The sequence below is a fragment of the Microvirga guangxiensis genome (assembly GCF_900102135.1).
In the GTDB taxonomy this organism is placed as follows: Bacteria; Pseudomonadota; Alphaproteobacteria; order Rhizobiales; family Beijerinckiaceae; genus Microvirga; species Microvirga guangxiensis.
Window position 1 is genome coordinate 65,288 of the sequence record NZ_FMVJ01000011.1, and the last position, 18,229, is coordinate 83,516.

The 18,229-nt window shown below is 62.1% G+C and carries 17 protein-coding genes and 1 tRNA gene; 14 read left to right on the plus strand and 4 right to left on the minus strand.

The window, feature by feature from the left end; all coding sequences use genetic code 11:
* Positions 1-2: 2 nt before the first annotated feature.
* A complete protein-coding gene (locus tag BLP10_RS17420; RefSeq protein ID WP_091137438.1) occupies positions 3-1,262 on the plus strand; it encodes an MFS transporter in 1,260 nt (419 codons plus the stop codon).
* Positions 1,263-1,430: 168 nt separating this feature from the next.
* Here the strand turns inward: BLP10_RS17420 and BLP10_RS17425 are convergent, their stop codons facing one another.
* Positions 1,431-2,321: an N-formylglutamate amidohydrolase gene (locus BLP10_RS17425; protein WP_091137440.1), complete on the minus strand. Its 891-nt coding sequence runs from the start codon at positions 2,319-2,321 to the stop codon at positions 1,431-1,433.
* Positions 2,322-2,495: 174 nt separating this feature from the next.
* Between BLP10_RS17425 and cpdR the strand changes: the two genes are divergently transcribed.
* From cpdR to BLP10_RS17450, 5 genes are all read left to right on the plus strand, one after another.
* Complete coding sequence (gene cpdR / locus BLP10_RS17430; RefSeq protein WP_091137443.1) at positions 2,496-2,852, plus strand: cell cycle two-component system response regulator CpdR; 357 nt, start codon at positions 2,496-2,498, stop codon at positions 2,850-2,852.
* A 91-nt stretch (positions 2,853-2,943) separates the two neighbouring features.
* A tRNA-Val gene (locus BLP10_RS17435) sits at positions 2,944-3,018 on the plus strand.
* Positions 3,019-3,061: 43 nt separating this feature from the next.
* Entirely contained in the window at positions 3,062-3,187 is a 126-nt protein-coding gene (gene ykgO, locus BLP10_RS17440) for a type B 50S ribosomal protein L36 (protein WP_009763379.1), read from the plus strand.
* A gap of 69 nt (positions 3,188-3,256) precedes the next feature.
* On the plus strand, positions 3,257-3,853 hold the full coding sequence (locus tag BLP10_RS17445) for a tetratricopeptide repeat protein (protein WP_091137445.1): 597 nt from the start codon (positions 3,257-3,259) through the stop codon (positions 3,851-3,853).
* Between the two features lie 101 nt (positions 3,854-3,954).
* Entirely contained in the window at positions 3,955-4,947 is a 993-nt protein-coding gene (locus tag BLP10_RS17450) for an alpha/beta fold hydrolase (protein WP_091137447.1), read from the plus strand.
* Between the two features lie 132 nt (positions 4,948-5,079).
* Here BLP10_RS17450 and pyk read toward each other — a convergent pair whose 3' ends face one another.
* From pyk to BLP10_RS17465, 3 genes are all read right to left on the minus strand, one after another.
* Positions 5,080-6,516, minus strand: coding sequence for a pyruvate kinase (gene pyk, locus BLP10_RS17455; protein ID WP_091137449.1), 1,437 nt, complete (start codon positions 6,514-6,516; stop codon positions 5,080-5,082).
* Positions 6,513-6,980 carry a DUF1036 domain-containing protein gene (locus BLP10_RS17460; RefSeq protein ID WP_091137451.1) on the minus strand — a complete coding sequence of 156 codons (468 nt, stop codon included), beginning with the start codon at positions 6,978-6,980 and terminating at the stop codon, positions 6,513-6,515. The genes pyk and BLP10_RS17460 overlap by 4 nt, the downstream gene beginning before the upstream one ends.
* 205 nt (positions 6,981-7,185) lie before the next feature.
* Entirely contained in the window at positions 7,186-8,109 is a 924-nt protein-coding gene (locus BLP10_RS17465) for a DMT family transporter (RefSeq protein WP_091137453.1), read from the minus strand.
* Between the two features lie 108 nt (positions 8,110-8,217).
* On the opposite strand from BLP10_RS17465, the gene BLP10_RS17470 reads away from it, so the two are divergent.
* The 8 genes from BLP10_RS17470 to BLP10_RS17505 all read left to right on the plus strand — a co-directional run bounded on the left by BLP10_RS17470 (position 8,218) and on the right by BLP10_RS17505 (position 18,219).
* The gene (locus BLP10_RS17470; RefSeq protein ID WP_091137641.1) at positions 8,218-9,051 is read left to right on the plus strand and encodes an N-formylglutamate amidohydrolase; all 834 of its coding nucleotides are present in this window, start codon (positions 8,218-8,220) and stop codon (positions 9,049-9,051) included.
* Positions 9,052-9,066: 15 nt separating this feature from the next.
* Positions 9,067-9,372 carry a DUF1244 domain-containing protein gene (locus BLP10_RS17475; protein ID WP_091137458.1) on the plus strand — a complete coding sequence of 102 codons (306 nt, stop codon included), beginning with the start codon at positions 9,067-9,069 and terminating at the stop codon, positions 9,370-9,372.
* Between the two features lie 64 nt (positions 9,373-9,436).
* Entirely contained in the window at positions 9,437-9,694 is a 258-nt protein-coding gene (locus BLP10_RS17480; protein ID WP_091137461.1) for a DUF2312 domain-containing protein, read from the plus strand.
* Positions 9,695-10,144: 450 nt separating this feature from the next.
* Positions 10,145-11,890: a diguanylate cyclase gene (locus BLP10_RS17485; protein ID WP_091137464.1), complete on the plus strand. Its 1,746-nt coding sequence runs from the start codon at positions 10,145-10,147 to the stop codon at positions 11,888-11,890.
* 123 nt (positions 11,891-12,013) lie between these two features.
* Complete coding sequence (locus tag BLP10_RS17490; RefSeq protein WP_091137465.1) at positions 12,014-14,503, plus strand: sensor domain-containing protein; 2,490 nt, start codon at positions 12,014-12,016, stop codon at positions 14,501-14,503.
* 152 nt (positions 14,504-14,655) lie between these two features.
* On the plus strand, positions 14,656-15,435 hold the full coding sequence (locus BLP10_RS17495) for a DeoR/GlpR family DNA-binding transcription regulator (RefSeq protein WP_091137467.1): 780 nt from the start codon (positions 14,656-14,658) through the stop codon (positions 15,433-15,435).
* A gap of 154 nt (positions 15,436-15,589) precedes the next feature.
* Positions 15,590-17,119, plus strand: coding sequence for a glycerol-3-phosphate dehydrogenase (glpD, locus tag BLP10_RS17500; RefSeq protein WP_091137469.1), 1,530 nt, complete (start codon positions 15,590-15,592; stop codon positions 17,117-17,119).
* Between the two features lie 11 nt (positions 17,120-17,130).
* Positions 17,131-18,219, plus strand: a complete 1,089-nt coding sequence (locus BLP10_RS17505; protein WP_091137472.1) for an ABC transporter ATP-binding protein — start codon at positions 17,131-17,133, stop codon at positions 18,217-18,219.
* Positions 18,220-18,229: the final 10 nt, after the last annotated feature.

The window sequence follows — 18,229 nt, forward strand, 5'->3', positions numbered from 1 at the left end:
TCATGGATTCTGCGGTCAAGACGGCGCCGACCCGTCAGGAAACAGCCGTCTTCCTCATCGCCGCTCTCGCGGCGATCTATGCGATCAGTCAGTTCCTGCGCAATTCGATCGGGGTCATCGCCAACGACCTTGCCCGCGAATTGTCTCTCTCCGCGACCCAGACCGGGCTTTTGTCCAGCGCCTTCTTCTTCGCTTTCGCGGCGGTGCAGATTCCCGTCGGCATCGCCATCGACCGCTATGGCCCCAGAAACACCATGCTGGTGACCGCAGCGCTAACCGTTGTCTCCACGATCCTCTTCGCGCTCGCGCCCTCGGCTTCCGCCTTGATCGCCGCCCGCGCCCTGATGGGGCTCGGCTGCTCCACGTTTCTCATGGCGCCCCTGGTCATCTTCGCGAGGCGCTTCCCGCCTGTGCGGTTCGCGGGCCATGCGAGCATGCATATGGGCCTGGCCAATATCGGCACCCTCTCGGCGACGGCCCCTCTCGCCGTGTCCGCCGCCTATCTGGGCTGGCGTACGTCCTTCCTCGCCGTGGCGGGCCTCACGGCCGTGATCGCGCTCGTCCTTGTCTGGGCCGTGCCGAAGGACGAGCCCAAGACCGAAGGCCGTGAGAATCTGCGCGAAGCCTTCCGGGGCGTCGCGAGGGCGATCAAGGTGCGCTCCTTCTGGCCGGTCTTCTTCGTGCACCTGACCACCTACGGCTGCTTTGCCTCCGTCGTCGGCCTCTGGGGCGGTCCATGGCTGACGGATGTTCACGGTGCGGATCTGGAGAGCAGGGGAAACATTCTGCTGATCGGGGCTGGCTCACAGATCGCCGGGCTGCTCACCTGGGGCGTTCTCGACCGATATTGGGGAAGCTACAAAAGGCTTGTGCTCCTGGCCGGATCGGCCACGGCGCTCCTGCTCATCGGCCTCGTCGTCCTGCCCCTCGGCCTGACCTCGGCAACAATCTGGTTCGGGCTATTCGGGTTCTGCGTCGCTTATACGCCGGTTCTCATGGCTCACGGAAAGACGCTCTTCCCGCCTGAAATCATGGGCAGGGGGATCACGCTCATGAATATCGGCACCATGGGCGGCGCCTTCCTCTCCCAGAGCGTCACGGGCATGTTGATCGACCTCGTAGGCCGCTCGGAGGCCGGAGGCTACTCACCAGAGGGCTACCGGCTCGTCTTCGCGACCCTGGCAGCGTGGCTGTTGCTGAGCCTGTGCTTCTACCTCAGGGCTATCGATTCACATCCAGCCAGATATGCATCAAAGGCATAACAAATCCGGAATTTTCTATTGATTTTTGTGCAGCGCGAAGCCAATATTGCGGTGCGATATGGCGATGGCGTCGCCGCATCGTAGCCCTTCTTGGGCGTTTCCTCCCTAAACTTCGGGCTGCCGGCAACGGTGGCCTTTTTCTTTTTCTGGCGATGGTTCAGGCGGAGCTCACTCCGCCGCGATGCGGCGGGTCGTGAATTCGCCTTCGAGGTCGGCGATAACCTGGATGAAGGCCTGGGTCAGGTCGTCCGCCAGCACCGTAAAGCCCGGCTTCTTCTGCATGCTGCGCTCGTCCATGTAGAGCGCCCGGTTGATCTCCACCTGAAGCGCATGCCGCCCGAGGGCCGGCTCCCCGTAATGCTCGGTGATGAAGCCGCCTGCATAGGGCTTGTTGCGCACCACCGTATAGCCGCGCCCCCGCAGGGCCGCTTCCACGAGGTCGATCAGCAGGCTGTGGCAGGAGGTGCCATAGCGGTCGCCGAGCACGATGTCCGCCTTCGTCCCGTCGTCCCGGCTCACGCTGGAGGAGGGCATGGAATGGCAGTCGATCAGAATGGCCTGGCCGAACATGTCGACCGTGCGCCGCAGGAGCTGGCGCAGGGCCCGGTGATAGGGCTTGTAGAGCCACTCGATGCGGTGGAGCGCCTCGTTCACGGACAGCCGCGAATGGTAGATCTCCTGTCCGTCGGCGACGATGCGCGGAATGGTGCCGAGGCCGCCGGCCACGCGCATGGAGCGGGTATTGGCGAAAGGCGGGAGCCTGCCGTCGAACATGCGGGAATCGAGTTCGTAGGGCTCCCGGTTGAGGTCGAGATAGGCGCGCGGGAACCGGGCCGCCATCAGGGGGGCGCCAAGCTCGTTCACCGAAGTGAAGAGCTCGTCCACGTAGGCATCCTCCGACCGGCGCAGGGCCACGGCGTCGAGACGCGAGGCGGCGAGGAACGAGGCCGGGTACACGGCGCCCGCATGGGGAGCATTGAAGACGAAAGGAATCGTCTGCGCCGGAGGCTCGCTGAGAACAAAGGGAGGATCGAACTCGTCGACGATGGCTGGCCGCATGAAAATAGGTGTTCTGGAAAAGAAACTGACGCTTGCTGCTAGTGTAAGGCAGCGGGGCTGCCTGTCCATGACAATATCGTGGGTGCGCTGCGTCCTTCTTTCACGGGTTATTTACCCTTCCGACGGCATGAAGGTTCTTGAATTCATTCGCCACGATTCGGGGCTTGGCAGCCGATGAAGATTCTTCTCGCTGAAGACGACAATGATATGCGGCGCTTTCTGGTGAAGGCGCTGGAGAACGCAGGCTACGAGGTAGCCCCGTTCGACAACGGCCTTTCCGCCTATAACCGCCTGCGGGAGGAGCCCTTCGAGCTTCTCCTGACGGACATCGTCATGCCGGAAATGGACGGTATCGAGTTGGCCCGCCGGGCCACCGAGCTCGATCCGGACATGAAGGTCATGTTCATCACCGGCTTCGCCGCTGTGGCCCTCAATCCGGATTCTCAGGCTCCGAAGGACGCGAAGGTGCTTTCCAAGCCCTTCCACCTGCGCGATCTGGTGAGCGAGGTCGAGAAAATGATGGCAGCCTAAAAAAGGTTGCCGATCATGACTTGCGCATATGCCCGCTTCTGGGTATATCGCCCCCACAGCCGAAGCGGGACGTCAAACATCACCGTTTCCCGGGCGCGTAGCTCAGCGGGAGAGCACTACGTTGACATCGTAGGGGTCGCTGGTTCGATCCCAGCCGCGCCCACCATTTTCTTTTTCCGGCCTTCCCGAAGGGCCGCAGGAGACCGGATATGAAGATCCGTAACTCGTTGAAGTCGATCCGCGGCCGTCACCGCGACAACCAGCTGGTTCGTCGCAAGGGCCGGGTCTACATCATCAACAAGACCCAGAAGCGCTACAAGGCTCGTCAGGGCTAAGTTCGCTGCGGCAACGCCGCGCACAACTTTATGAATTGACGGCGCATGCCGGGATCCTAGAATCCCGGCATGCGCTTTTTTGCGTTCCTGTTGACCTTAATGTTGAGCTTTGCCGCGCATCCCTTGAATGCGCAGGAGAACGCTCGGCCGAAGGCTCCTCCCAAGGAGCAGCCGCCCGCGCCCAGGCCGGCCACGCTGGATTCGCTGTTCGAGCGCTTGTCCAAGGCAGGGTCCGAGCGGGAGGCGGAGGGCATATCCAAACTGATCGAGCGGCGCTTTTCCCGCTCAGGCTCGGACACGGCAGACCTGCTTCTCAGCCGGGCCGCCGAGGCGTTCCAGGATAAAAACTTCCCGCTCGCCATCGAGCTGCTCGACCGCGTGCTCGCCCTGCAACCGAACTGGGCGGAGGCCTGGTATCGCCGGGCCACGGTGTTCTACCAGATCGACGATCCGGTAGGCGCCATGGCCGATCTCAGCCGGGCTCTGAAGATCGAGCCGCGCCATTTCAACGCGTGGACCGGGCTCGGCCATATCCTCATGGCCTCCGACGACAAGGCCCGCGCCCTCGAAGCCTATCGGCGCGTTCTGAAAATCAACCCGCAGGAATCGAGCGTCCAGACCATCGTGAACCGCTTGCTCCCCGATGTAGACGGGCAGAACCTCTAAAGCCGGCCCCACATCGGTGGGATTGGCGCTCTTCCTGGTTCTCCGCATTTTTTGACGGCGAACCGGCTCCGCTTCACCGAAAAATGCTCTAACCACGGTTCATGATGAATCTCATCCTCGGCCTTCCGGCAGCTTTCATCCTTCTTGCCTTGGCCGGTGCGGTCTTCACCTATGCTCACGGCTGGATCATCGCGCGCCGCTATCCGCCCACGGGCCGTTTCATCGATGTCGACGGCTGCAGGCTGCATTACCGGGATGTCGGGCCTGAAGACACGCCGCGCGGCACCATCGTTCTCCTGCACGGCGCTTCGTCCAATCTCGTGGAATCCATGCTCGGCCTCGGCGCGCAGCTGGCGCGGCGCTATCGGGTCATCGCCTTCGACAGGCCGGGTCATGGCTGGAGCGAGCGCAGGCCGGGCCTTGGCGAGGCCGAGCCCGCACGACAGGCGGCGCTCATGGCAGAGGCATTGCGAAAACTCGATGTCCGCAATGCCGTGGTCGTGGGTCATTCCTGGTCCGGAACCATCGTCCCGCTTTTCGCCCTGGATCATCGGGATGTGACGGGCGCGATTCTCGTTCTTGCGGGGATCACGACGCCATGGCCCGGCGGTTATGTCGGATGGTTCAGGCGCTTCATCTCATCATGGGCGGGCTGGCTCGCCATACGCACGCTGGCGCTGCCGGTAACTCTCGCGCTTCGTCCCTGGATGAAGCGAAAGACCTTCTGGCCGCAACCGGCGCCTAGGGACATCGTGCGAAAGGGTTTCATCCCGCTCGCTTTCAGGCCGCATGCCTATGAAGCCAACATGCATGATTTCGCCGTCATGTACGATGCCGTCGTGAAGCAGAGCGCGCGCTACGGCGAGATCCGTGTGCCGGCTGCGGTTGTGGCGGGAGATCGCGACGAAATCGTCTGGACGGATCTTCACAGCCGCGCCTTCGTGCACGCCGTGCCGGATGCGGATCTGATCATGATGCCGGGCATCGGACACATGCCGCAATATGCGGATGGACAGACGGTTCTTGCTGCAATCGAGGCATTGGCGGAGCGGATCGTCAGTCCGGAATATCCCGCGACGCAAGCCTCATCGTGAGCCAATGCGTTTCTCAGTCATGGCCGGGCTTGTCCCGGCCATTCCAATGATAGGCAGCTCTGCGCTTCACTAAAACGAAATCACCGGCACGAGGCCGGTGATGACGTGAAGAGCGAAAATGCGCTGAGCATCTCATGCCCGAGCGGCGTGCTCCTGATTGACGAAGGCGATGCGCACCATGTTGGTGGCGCCCGGCGTTCCGAAAGGCACGCCCGCGACGATGATGATGCGATCGCCCACATCCGAGAAGCCTTCGCGCAGGGCGAACTTGCAGGCGCGGAAAGCCATGTCGTCGATGTCGCTCGCATCCTTGGTGCGGATCGAGTGAACGCCCCACACCAGCGCGAGACGACGGGCCGTATCCTGGCTCGGCGTGAGCGCGATCACCGTGGAGTTCGGACGCTCGCGGGCGATGCGGAAGGCCGTGGAGCCCGAAAACGTCCAGGCCGCGATGGACTTGAGGTTGAGCGTGTCGGCGATCTGATGAGCGCCCGCCGCGATGGCGTCGGAGCCCGTCGGTTCCGGTTCCGTGTTGAGGGTGCGCATGATCGACCAGTAGTTCTGGTCCTGCTCCACCTCTTCCGCAATGCGGCTCATGGTGGACACGGCGTCGATGGGATACTGGCCCGACGCGCTTTCGGCCGAGAGCATCACCGCATCCGCGCCGTCATAGACGGCGGTCGCCACGTCGGAGACTTCCGCGCGGGTCGGCACCGGCGAGGTGATCATGGATTCGAGCATCTGGGTCGCCACCACCACGGGCTTGCCGAGGCGGCGGGCTGCGCGAACGATGCGCTTCTGGATGCCGGGCACCTTCTCGAGCGGCATTTCCACGCCGAGATCGCCGCGCGCCACCATGACCGCGTCGGAGATCTCCATGATCTCGTCGAGGCGCGTGATGGCCTGCGGCTTCTCGAGCTTCGACATGACGAGGGCACGTCCGCGCGCGACCTTCTTCACTTCGGCCACATCCTCGGGGCGCTGCACGAAGGACAACGCGATCCAGTCGACGCCCGCGTCGAGAGCGGCTTCGAGGTCCGAGCGGTCCTTGTCCGTCATGGCGGCAACGGGGATCGTCGTGTCCGGCAGGCTCACGCCCTTGCGGTTCGAGATCTTGCCCGCGACTTCCACGGTCGTGGCGGCGGAGCCCTGCTTCACGCTTTTCACGCGAAGGCGCAGCTTGCCGTCGTCGATGAGCACCGTGTGACCGGGCTCGAGGGAGGAGAGAATTTCCGGGTGAGGCAGGTGCACGCGATCCTGGCCGCCGAGCGCCGTGTTGGCGTCGAGCGTGAAGGTCTGGCCAGGCTCCAGCATCGTGCTGTCGCCCTCGAACGCACCCACGCGCAGCTTCGGGCCCTGCAGGTCGGCGAGAATGGCGATGGGACGCTTGAACTTCGCTTCGACCGCGCGGATCATGGCCACGCGCTCTTTCAGCTTCTCGCGCGGGAGGTGGCTCATGTTCAGGCGGAACACGTCGGCGCCCGCCTCAAACAGCTTCTCGATCATTTCCTGGGATTCGGAAGCTGGTCCGAGCGTTGCGAGAATTTTTGTGCGCCGTGAGCGTCTCATGGCTGTGTCCCCCCTGGACGGTTCGTGTCTGTCAGCTGGATGGTCCAGCTCTTTTGTTCACCGGTATCGACTTCGAAGAAGCCGCTGCGATCAAAGCCTCGGGCGAGGCAATCTTCCGTGCCGCGGATCGTGAATTCCCGCTCGCGGGTGCACATGAAGGAGCGTCCGCTCCATTCACCGCCCCGGTCGTAATCGATGGCATAGATGTAATAGAAGCGGCCGCCGAGCTGCCCCTGCAGCAGGGTCTCGCAGCCGCGTGCGTTCAGGTTCCACCAGCCTTCCGTGACCCAGCCCTGCGCATCGCGGTAGCCGAGCGCGATGCCGACGCGGCTCGGGGTCATGTTGCACAGACGCAGATCCGCGCGGGCAGGGGAGGCGGCAAGGAAAAAGCCGCCGAACAGCAACGCCACCAGCGCAAGGCTTCGCTGCCGGCAAAGGGCCGATATGGGATTCAGGGCCTTCATGGATGTCGGTTCAGTAACAGGTCAGGAATGAAATCGCACAATGCTTCGAGAACTATGTCGATTCCTTGTCGGTCAGAAGACTGTTTGCATCAAGACCAAAAGGGCGTCGACGAGACATTTAGCCTGCTAAAAATATCTGCCTGTGATCCTAAAAGCCGCCGGCGAGCCGTTTTACTCCTCGTTTGGAGAGGTTCTTTCGGTGTCTTCAGGCCTCGGGCCGCGCCACCCAGATCCCCAACAGGATCAATGCGCCGCCCATGGATTGAATCAGGGTCAGCGGCTCGCCCAGAATCACCCAGCCGAAGACGGCCGCAGCTACGGCCTCGAGAAAGATGACAAGCGAGGAGAAGACTGCCGGCAGGCTTCCCAGGGCGATGGAGAGAAGGCCCTGGCCGCCTGCATGGCTGACATAGGACATGGCAAAGAGCGATGCCGCCCCCTGCCAGGTCTGCGGCATCACGCGGCTTTCGAAGATGAGCGTCACCGCCAGCAGAAGGGCGGCGGTGATGAGGCTGGCCTCGAACGTCACCCGCGCCGCGCCGGCCGTCTGGCGCGCCTTGCTGGCGGTGATGAAGTAGAGGCCGAAGAAGAAGGCCGTGGCGAGACCGTAAAGATCGCCTGCAAGCCGGGCAGGATCGGCCTGCATGCTCTGGCCGATCAGGGCCGCGCCGCCCAGAAGGCAGAGGCCCAGGCCGATGAAGGTGCCGCGCGATACCTTCTGCCTCAACACGAGCCACACCACGAGCACCACGACCAGCGGGGCCATGGTGGCGAAGAATGTGGCATTGGCGACCGTGGTCTTGAGGATGGCGAGGTGCCAGACCAGCAGGTCGCCCGTAAAGACGAGGCCCGCCAGGATGGTGGCCTTTGAAAACGAAACCCGCGGCGAGCCCGCAGGAGCTTTCCTCTCCTCCATCCGCATCCAGGCATAGAGCAGGGGCAGGCACAGGGACACGCGCCAGAACGCGCTGGCGAAAGGCCCGACATCGGCAGGGGCTCCATCCATGCTCGCAGACGCAAAGCGGACGAAGATGGGAGAGATGCCCATGGCGACCGCGCCCAGGCAAAGGGCCGTAAAAGCGGTGGCGAAGCCGGTTTCCGGCTTGGCGGGGGTGGATGCGGAGGACATCTTTTCTTTCGTGGGGATGTTGCGCGGATGGTCGCGTTGTCACGGTTCGGCGCGCAAGGTAAGGATTTTCCTCTACCGATCAATGCTCCTGTTTGTCAGCCTGTCATCATGTCCGCCTCTGCCGCGCTCAAGCGCACCGAGCCCGCCCTTGAGCCCCATCCTGTCGAGATCATCGAAGGCGCGCTCGAATCCGGAATCCTCCTTCTGTGCGACCATGCATCCAATGCGGTTCCGCCTGACCTGGGCGATCTCGGGCTGCCGGAAAGCGAATTCCAGCGCCACATCGCCTACGACATCGGCGCCGCCGCCGTGACCCGCTCGCTCGCCCGGCGCCTGAACGCCCCCGCGATCCTCACGCAATTCTCCCGTCTCATCATCGATCCGAACCGCGGCCGCGACGATCCGACCCTCGTGATGCGCCTCTCCGACGGCGCCGTGGTGCCGGGCAATGCCAGGGTGGACGATGAGGAAGTGCAGCGGCGCATCGAGCGTTTCTACGATCCTTACGACGCTGCGATTTCAGAGGCGATCCAGAAGGCCGTGAGAGCAGGCCATCCGCCGGCCATCGTGACCGTCCACAGCTACACGCCGGTCTGGCGCGGCTGGCCTCGCCCCTGGCATGTGGGCATCCTGTGGGATGCGGACGAGCGCTATGCCAAGCCCCTGCTCGAAGGTCTCATGGCCGAGGAAGGACTCGTGGTGGGCGACAACGAGCCATATGATGGGGCGCTCGCCGGCGACACGATCGACCGCCATGCCACGATCCACGGGCTCGCCAATGCCCTGATCGAGATCCGGCAGGATCTGATCGCTTCGGACGAGGGCGCGGAGGAATGGGCCGGGCGCTTCGCCCGCCTGCTCAAGCCTCTTGCCGCACAGGAAGGCTTACGAAAGCCCACGATCTTCGGCACGCGCACCCGCGAGCGCCTGCGTCGGCACTAAGACAGGAGGGTGATCATGAAGGATATCGATGCCGCGACCCGCACGGAACTGGAGGCGGCGGCTTTCCGCAGGCTTCTGGAGCACCTGCGCGAGCGCACGGATGTGCAGAACATCGACCTGATGAACCTTGCGGGCTTTTGCCGCAACTGCCTGTCGAACTGGCTGAAAGACGCCGCCGACGCCAAAGGCGTGGCGCTCTCCAAGGACGAAAGCCGTGAATACGTCTACGGAATGTCCTACGAGGAATGGAAGGAGCGCCATCAGAAAGAGGCGTCCCCTGCCCAAATGAAGAGCTTTGAGGAATCGAAGCCGGGGCATTAAACCCCCTTCAACCAAATTGTGAGTAACACTGGCGCCAACGCCATCAATCCAAGGGGGCTTCATCATGGATGACGCAGCTTTCAACACCGAATCCGTCGCGGCCGACCAGCTGAAGGCCTTCATCGAGCGCATCGAGCGCCTCGAAGAGGAAAAGGCCGGAATCGCCGGAGACATCAAGGACGTCTATGCCGAGGCCAAGGGCAACGGCTTCGACACCAAGGTCCTTCGCAAGATCGTGTCCCTGCGCAAGCGCGACTATGCCGAGCGCCAGGAGGAGGAGGCGATCCTCGAACTCTACATGCAGGCTCTCGGGATGGTCTAAGGCTTCCCGCCTGTCACGCATGCGCCATGCCATGCGTGACAGGCCTGACGCACTTTTTCCTCCGATGCCGAGATTCCGGAGGATCTGCTTTGGAGGCGCTCTCAAGCAGGAACACGCCAAGCAAGCCTCATGCAAGCTAATCGCGCTCTTCTTGCGTAAGCGCAAGTAAACGGCCTTTCATTGAGCCGGTACGACGGCGCCAATCCGGCGGCTCTCTTCTGCGTTGCTGCAAGCGAAACTGCTCTTCCTGCAAATAGCCAAGTTGATGTTGCTTTAAGGTCGCTATGCTGACAGCGATGCGGCGAGTCTTTACATATTTTCCTCAAATAGAGTTGACTGCCTTACGTAGAGGATATTCAATTCTTGAAAGAAATAGTGATAAATCCGAAGTCGCGGATGCGGGCTATTTATTTATAACATTGCGTCGTATTCTGCGAGGGGGCCTTTCTCGTGATCTCGGGACAATCATCGTCCGGAGCCGCTGCTAACCGCATCAGATCTCTTTACGATCCACTCGCGACACTGCTCGACTCCCTCAACGTCGCAATCTGCATCTTCGACTTGGATGACCGTGCGGCCCTATGGAACAACACTTTCCTTCGCTTCTTTCCGGAACATGCGGGGAATGTCCAAGTGGGGGAGCATTATCGCGATAACCTGAAGCGGTTTTACGAGCTCCGGCTGGATCAGCGCGAGATTCAGTTCATCGACGAATACATCGAGCGCAGTCTCGCGCGCCATCGCTCGGATCATCCGCCTTACGTGTTCAAGCATCGCGAGCGATGGGTTCGCGTCGCCGTGCAGAACCTCGAGGGCTTGGGGAAGGTGAGGGCCTGGACGGAAGTCGCGATGCCCCAGCAGCAGAACCGCAACTTCTTCCTCCCAAGCAGCGCACCGCTGGAAGTCGTGCATCTGACGTCGATGGCAAACATGCCGGATCCGATCGTCGTGCTCGATCTCAACAACATCATCGTCTCATACAATGACCTGTTCCGACAGCTTTACGAGGTACCGCCGGATCGGGACATTTCCGGAATGACTATCGAGAAGCTCGTACAGGACCTGTGGTGCCACCACCCGGAAGAAGGCGGCGGCGAGCATTACGAGAGAACGATCCGCCCCCTCCTGCGCGACGAAAACCGCCTTGCGGGAGTTGCATACGAGCTTCCGTTGCCGAGGAACCGCTGGGTTCGCGTCGTGGAGCAGCGAAACCGCGAAGGTTTGAGAACCTGCGTACATTTCGACATCACACGCTACAATCGCGAGCGGCAGGAACTGCAGCGCGCCGAGAGCGAGGCGCGTGCGCAGGAGGCGCGCTTCCGGGCCGTGATCGAGCGTTCGCCGATCGGCATGAGCATCGCCTCCGACGACGGCACGATCCTGGAGGCCAATGAGGCCTATGGATGGTTCCTTGGATACTCGCCAGAGGAGTTGATCGGCACAAAGCTGTGGGACTTCATGGATCCGGTCGAGCAGGAAACCGCGCGTGTGGTCATGGCCGATCTCGTCTCCGGGCAAATCCCGTCCCTGGAGCGCGAGGCCCGTTTCGTGCATCGCGACGGCTCCTTGCGATGGGCTCTCCAGTCCGCGGTTCATCTCACCGGCGGCGCCACGAACGGCGAAATCATCAGCCAGATTCAGGATGTGACGGCCCGCAGGCACGCCGAGAGCGAGCGCGATGCGCTGCTGACCGATCTCGCTCATCGCGCTGCCCATGACGGGCTGACAGGATTGCCGAACAGGGCCGCGTTCGAGGAATGCCTGATCACCGCCCTGAGAACAGCAAGGCTGGGCCAGCGGGCGCATGCGCTGTGCTTTCTCGACCTCGACGGCTTCAAGCGCGTGAACGATGCCGCCGGGCACGTGGCCGGCGACCAGATTCTGCGGATGGTGGCGGAAACCCTGAAGCAGCACATTCGTCCGGCGGATTTTCTGGCCCGGCTCGGGGGTGATGAGTTCGGTCTCATCATTCAGGATTGCGACCTCGAAACGACCATGGCCTGTGCATCGTCTCTCATCAAGGCTGTCTCGACGAAGAACTTTTCATGGGACGATCAGAGCTTCACCCTGGGCCTCAGCGTCGGCATCACCACAGTCGCCGACCGGGATCTTTCCGTAGAAAAATTGATGCGACGCGCGGACGAGGCTTGCTACAGGGCCAAGCGGGCGGGTCGAAACATCGCGGTGGTCGCATGATCGAACCACCTGCAGCTTGCATAGTCGAAACCGCGCAGCATCAGCGGCATTTCACGCCTTCCTTCATTGCGAAATCAATCGTCGCCCCAAGCGGCGACAGGTATTTTCCCGAGCGGCCTTGCCATGTCCAAGAATGCAACTGATCGCCGTTCAGATCCGTTGGAGCAGAACGGGCGCTTTGGCGCGCCTTCTCATGAAGGCGATCTGCTTCGCATCAGCATCGATGCCATGCCGCACATGGTCTGGTCGGCGCTTCCGGATGGCTACAACGATTACCACAATCGGCGCTGGCATGAATTCACTGGCATTGCCGTAGGGCTGGGCAAGGGCGAGGAATGGATCAATCTTGTTCACCCGGAGGACCGGGAACCTGTTCTCGCGGTTTGGAAGAGTGCGCTTGAGACAGGACAGGATTGCGACGTAGAGCACCGTCTTCTGCATCACTCCGGCGAATATCGATGGGTGCGTGGCCGCGCGAGCCCGTTCTATAACTCGGAAGGCCGGATTGAGCGGTGGATCGGAACCTACACCGATATTCATGACTGGAAGAAAACCGAACAGGATCTGATCGAAAGCGAAGAACGCTATCGCGCGCTTGTCGGCGCCATGACGGAGATGGTCTGGCGCGCCGCTCCCGACGGGGCGATCCTGCGGGGCTGGGGCTGGCAGGAGTTCAGCGGGCAGATGCCCGAGGAATACGGAGGGCATGGATGGCTCGACGCCGTCCATCCGGAGGACCGCGACGCTCTCCTGCAAGTCTGGTCCGAGGCTGTAGCGACCGCTCGGTCGGTCGAGGCCGAGTTCCGGGTGCTTCATAAGAACGGCGAGCATCGCTGGGTGCTCTCAAGGGCCGTGCCGCTGACCAATCCCGATGGGTCGGTTCGCGAGTGGGTGGGGACCCTCACAGACACCCATGATCGACGGCAGGCTCAGGATGCGCTGAAGACCAGCGAGGAGCGATTGCGGCTTGCCATGCAGGCAGGCCGCATGATTGCGTGGGAGCACGATCTCCGCGCCGATTACGTTACCCGATCCGAGAATGCGTTCGAGTTGCTTGGAGCCACATCGGGCCCTCTGTCGGAATTCCTCGAGCGAGTGCCGCCGGAGGATCGGGTTGCACGTAGTCATTTCATCGACCGGGTCCGCGCGACAGGCTGCGATACGATGGAATTCCGGTATCATTTGCCAAACGGAAAGATGCTTTGGCTGGCCTCGCGAGGCGAGAGGGCCGGGCCAGACCGGGTGGTCGGCGTCACCTTCGACATCACGGATCGCAAGGCGGCGGAGGAAGAGGTTTGGCGTGCCGCGAACCATGATGCGCTGACAGGGCTGCCGAACCGCGTTCTCTTTCAGCGCTGCCTCGAACAGTCTCTTATTACGGCAAGGCAAAATGGCGGCAGCGTCAGTCTGATGATGATCGACCTCGACGATTTCAAGGATGTCAACGACACCCTCGGTCACGATGCAGGCGACACGCTGCTGAAGGAGACGGCGGCGCGGCTGTCCGCGATGATGCGTGAACAGGATACTGTCGCCCGACTCGGTGGAGACGAGTTCGCCGTTCTGATGGTCGAGCCATCGCAGTCCGGGTGGGCGGCGCTCCTTGGCGAGAGCATCATCAAAAGGCTGCGCCAGCCATTCATGTATGCCGGCAGAACTCTCATGAGCCGGGCGAGCATCGGCGTGGCGTCATTCCCGGATCATGACGCTGAGCCTGCAGAACTGTTGAAGGATGCCGATATCGCGCTCTATCGCGCAAAGGCGGAAGGGCGCGGCCGGGTCGTCACCTATTCTCCCGAGATGCGGCTGCTCACCGAACAGCGCCTCGCCTTGGGACGCGATGTGCGGGAGGCGATCTCGCGCAATGAGTTCATTCCGTACTATCAGCCGAAGGTCTGCCTTGAGAGCGGTCGGGTGGTCGGATTGGAGGCGCTTGCGCGATGGCAGCACCCGGATAGAGGAATTCTCACGCCTGCCGCATTCGGAGCCGTCTTTGACGATCCCGAACTGGCGCCTTTGATCGGCAAAAGGCTCATCGGCAAGATCGCATCCGACATGCGCCGCTGGCTGGACAGCGGGTACGAGTTCGGCCGCGTTGCGTTCAATCTCTCATCCATGGAGTTCAATCAGCCCAACCTTGCAGAGGATGTGCTGCGCATTCTCAACCTCGTGAAGGTCCCGGTGAAACATCTCGAGATCGAGGTGACGGAAAAGGTGCTGCTCGATGCGCAGTCCGGCATGGTGGCCGAGACCCTGGAGAAATTCCACTGGCATGGTGTCCAGATTGCCCTGGACGATTTCGGAACGGGCTATGCCTCGCTGACCCACCTCAAGCGGTTCCCCGTCGATCACATCAAGATCGATCACAGCTTCATCGCCGATCTGGAGCAGGATGAGGATGACGCCGCCATCGTCGCGGCCGTCATCAGCCTGGGCCACAGTCTCGGCCTGCACGTCACGGCTGAAGGCGTCGAAACGGAAGGGCAGGTGCAAAGGTTGCGGCAAATGAAGTGCCACAGCGCGCAAGGATACTTTTATGCAAAGCCCATGAGCGCAGCCGATATCACGGCACAGCTCGAGGCTTGGCCTGCAAGCTCGCATGCGGAACGGTGAAACTCGGTGCTGCGACAAGCGCCCTGAATAAAGTTGCACTGCTTGCGCTTTCGAGTGATCCCTCTTTCTCGGCCTTGACTGTACGGACAGCCGCGTGTTTCGTTTCGTATTCGTTTGGCGCGTGAAGCGGTACAGAAGCGAAATCCGAGGTGATGGATCAGACGCTCACTCCCCGTCAGCAGGAAATCGTCGATATCGCCCGTCTCCATGGACGGGTGAATGTGGATGACTTGGCCGTTCGGCTCGATGTCACGCAGCAGACCATCCGCAAGGATCTGAACGAACTCTGCGAGTTGCGGCTGATGACAAGGGTGCATGGTGGCGCCATCATCGCATCCGGCATCGAGAATGTAGCCTACGAGGCGCGCCGCCTCATCGCGCAGGCCGAGAAGCAGGCCATCGGCGCCGCGACCGCCCAGCTCATTCCCAACAACAGTTCCCTGTTCATCAATATCGGCACCACCACCGAGGAGGTGGCGCGAGCATTGCAAGACCACGAAGGGCTGCTGGTGATTACCAACAACCTCAATGTCGCCAATCTCCTCTATCGTCGTCCCAAGATCGAGGTGATCGTGACAGGGGGGCCGGTGCGGCGGTCGGATGGGGCTGTGATCGGCGCGTCGGCGGTCGACATCGTACGCCAGTTCAAGGTCGATTATGCGGTGATCGGCACGTCGGCCATCGACGAGGATGGCTCGCTTCTCGATTTCGATGTCCGCGAGGTGCGGGTCTCCCGCGCCATCATCGACAATGCCCGGAAGGTCATCCTCGTGGCCGACCATCTCAAGGCCGAGCGTTCTGCCCCGGTGCGGATCGGGCACCTCCGGGAGGTCGACATCTTCGTCACGGACAGCCTTGTCTCGCCCCAGCTGCAGGAGGCCTGCGATGCAGCCCAGGTGCAGGTGGTGGAAGTGGGAAGCTTTGGTGAGTAGGAACCGGAAACTGCCGCTTTCCGACGGCCTGCGCTGTACTTTCCGAGGCAGAGACCTAAACCTAATGAGAGGCACTTGCTTTCGTTTTACAGTCTGAGTAGCCTCAAACGAATATAAAAACGAAAATACAGCCCGGGGCACGGGAGAACGCCAAGTGGACTCGCTCGAAGGAGCGACGTTCGACGTCGCGATCGTCGGTGGTGGGGTAAATGGCTGCGGTATCGCACGGGATGCGACCGGCCGCGGCGCTTCCGTGATCCTTTTCGAGCAGAACGATCTTGCCAGCGGCACTTCCTCCTCCTCGACCAAGCTCATTCATGGCGGCTTGCGCTATCTGGAGCATTATGAATTCCGGCTCGTCCGGGAAGCGCTCATGGAGCGTGAGGTGCTCTGGCGGATTGCGCCTCACATCGTCTGGCCGCTTCGTTTCGTGCTGCCCCATCACCGAGGCCTGAGGCCGCAATGGCTGTTGCGCCTGGGCCTGGCGCTCTACGACCATATCGGCGGACGAAAGCTCCTGCCACCGACCCGTACGCTCGACCTGAGGACTGACCCCGCAGGCGCTCCCCTGAAGCCGGATCTGACAAAAGGCTTCGAATATTCCGATTGCTGGGTGGAGGATTCCCGTCTCGTCGCCCTGAATGCCCGTGACGCGGCGGAGCGGGGCGCGCAGATTCGGACGCGAACCCGTGTGACGAAGGCCGAACGCGCGGGCCCGTATTGGGTCGTCACCTCCGAAGACACACAAACCGGGCACCAGGAGCGCATCCGCGCGAAGGTGCTGATCAATGCGGCGGGGCCCTGGGTAGAAAAGGTTCTGAACGGTGTCGCAAGGTCCAACAGCCGTGCCTCGGTGCGGCTCGTTCAGGGCAGTCATATCGTCGTGAAGAAGGTCTTCCATCACGACCGCGCCTATATCTTCCAGAACGCAGACAACCGCATCATCTTCGCGATCCCGTATCAGGACGATTTCACCCTGATCGGAACGACCGACAGGGATTACGATGGCGATCCGGCGCACGTGACGGCCAGCGAGGAGGAGATCCTCTATCTCTGCGCGGCCGCGGGCGAATACTTCAAGGAACCCATCCGCCGGGAGGATGTGGTCTGGACCTATTCGGGCGTGCGCCCGCTCTACAATGACGGGGCGTCGAAAGCGCAGGAGGCGACCCGCGACTACGTGCTGATGCTCGATGCTTCCGAGGGCCAGCCGCCTATGCTGTCGATTTTCGGCGGCAAGATCACCACCTATCGCCGTCTTGCGGAAGCGGCTCTCGACAAGCTGAAGGATCATCTTCCAGCTGCGAGAAAACCTGCCTGGACAGGATCGGCAGCCTTGCCCGGCGGCGATTTTCCGCAGGCGGGCTACGAGACCTTGGTCAACGAGCTTTGCGCCGAATACCCTTTCATGGAACGCGCGCTCATGGCGCGGCTTGCGCGCGCCTACGGCACGCGTGTGCGGGATCTGATGGGGCAGGCGCGCTCCATGCGCGATCTCGGTCAAAACTTCGGTGCCGGCCTCACGGAACGCGAGGTTCTCTATCTTATGAGCCGCGAATGGGCGCTCTCCGCCGACGATGTGCTTTGGCGGCGCAGCAAGCTCGGATTGAGGCTCACGAGCGCCCAGGCCGAAGCGCTCGATGTCTTCATGCATAACGCCGCCACTTCATCGAGTGCGGCTTGAAGGGATTGTCGATGACGCTTGTTCTCGAGGGAGTGTCGAAGAAGGTCGGGGCATCGGTCCATATCGACGATGTCTCCCTGACGCTGGCGCGAGGCTCCCTCAATGTTCTGCTGGGCTCGACGCTTTCGGGAAAGACGTCCCTCATGCGGCTCATGGCGGGTCTGGATGTCCCATCGAGCGGGCGCGTTCTCGTCGATGGAACGGATGTCACCGGCTGGCCCGTGCAGAAGCGCAGCGTCGCCATGGTTTATCAGCAATTCATCAATTATCCTTCGCTGAACGTGTATGAAAACATCGCTTCGCCTTTGCGCGTTGCAGGCCTTTCTGCCAGCGAGATCGAGACCCGCGTCCGCGATGCCGCAAAGCTGCTCAAGCTCGAGCCCTATCTCGACCGCAAGCCCCTGAACCTCTCCGGCGGCCAGCAGCAGCGCACGGCGATTGCTCGCGCGCTCGTGAAGCGTGCCGACCTCGTTCTGCTCGACGAGCCGCTCGCCAACCTGGATTACAAGCTGCGCGAGGAGTTGCGCGAGGAGTTGCCCCGGGTCTTCGCAGCCTCCGGCGCCATCTTCGTCTATGCGACGACGGAGCCGTCCGAAGCCCTGCTTCTGGGCGGCAGCACGGCCACCCTGTTCCAAGGGCGCGTGACGCAGTTCGGGCCGACGCCGCAGGTATATCGCGCGCCTCACAACCTCGTCACGGCGCGGGTGTTCTCCGATCCGCCTCTCAATACGCTGACGATCCGCAAGTCGGGCAACGCGGCGACCTTGAGCACGGGCGGTCAGGTGCGCGCGACCGATGCGCTCGCCATGGTTCCCGATGGAGATTACACCCTGGGCTTTCGCGCTCATCACCTGAACCTCGACTCTCAAGGCTTGGACGAGATCGCCATTCCCGCAGCGGTCTCCGTATCGGAGATTACGGGCTCCGAGAGCTACATTCATCTCGATGCGGGAGAGCATCGGTTCGTGTCGCTCATGCCGGGCGTGCGACGGCTGGAGCCGGGCTCCCATGTGACCGCTTATCTGGACCCGCGCCATCTCTTCCTGTTCGACGCGACGGGCCGCCTGGCCGCGGCCAGCACCGCGCAGAAAGCCGCGTGAGGAGAGAGCC

Bases quoted from the DNA above. Each gene is read 5' to 3' on its own strand.
- cpdR (WP_091137443.1), top strand. From the start codon at position 2,496: ATGAAGATTCTTCTCGCTGAAGACGACAATGATATGCGGCGCTTTCTG.
- BLP10_RS17445 (WP_091137445.1), top strand. From the start codon at position 3,257: ATGCGCTTTTTTGCGTTCCTGTTGACCTTAATGTTGAGCTTTGCCGCG.
- BLP10_RS17495 (WP_091137467.1), top strand. From the start codon at position 14,656: ATGGATCAGACGCTCACTCCCCGTCAGCAGGAAATCGTCGATATCGCC.
- BLP10_RS17490 (WP_091137465.1), top strand. From the start codon at position 12,014: ATGTCCAAGAATGCAACTGATCGCCGTTCAGATCCGTTGGAGCAGAAC.
- BLP10_RS17450 (WP_091137447.1), top strand. From the start codon at position 3,955: ATGATGAATCTCATCCTCGGCCTTCCGGCAGCTTTCATCCTTCTTGCC.
- BLP10_RS17475 (WP_091137458.1), top strand. From the start codon at position 9,067: ATGAAGGATATCGATGCCGCGACCCGCACGGAACTGGAGGCGGCGGCT.
- BLP10_RS17465 (WP_091137453.1), bottom strand. From the start codon at position 8,109: ATGTCCTCCGCATCCACCCCCGCCAAGCCGGAAACCGGCTTCGCCACC.
- pyk (WP_091137449.1), bottom strand. From the start codon at position 6,516: ATGAGACGCTCACGGCGCACAAAAATTCTCGCAACGCTCGGACCAGCT.
- ykgO (WP_009763379.1), top strand. From the start codon at position 3,062: ATGAAGATCCGTAACTCGTTGAAGTCGATCCGCGGCCGTCACCGCGAC.
- BLP10_RS17505 (WP_091137472.1), top strand. From the start codon at position 17,131: ATGACGCTTGTTCTCGAGGGAGTGTCGAAGAAGGTCGGGGCATCGGTC.
- BLP10_RS17480 (WP_091137461.1), top strand. From the start codon at position 9,437: ATGGATGACGCAGCTTTCAACACCGAATCCGTCGCGGCCGACCAGCTG.
- BLP10_RS17425 (WP_091137440.1), bottom strand. From the start codon at position 2,321: ATGCGGCCAGCCATCGTCGACGAGTTCGATCCTCCCTTTGTTCTCAGC.
- BLP10_RS17420 (WP_091137438.1), top strand. From the start codon at position 3: ATGGATTCTGCGGTCAAGACGGCGCCGACCCGTCAGGAAACAGCCGTC.
- BLP10_RS17460 (WP_091137451.1), bottom strand. From the start codon at position 6,980: ATGAAGGCCCTGAATCCCATATCGGCCCTTTGCCGGCAGCGAAGCCTT.
- BLP10_RS17470 (WP_091137641.1), top strand. From the start codon at position 8,218: ATGTCCGCCTCTGCCGCGCTCAAGCGCACCGAGCCCGCCCTTGAGCCC.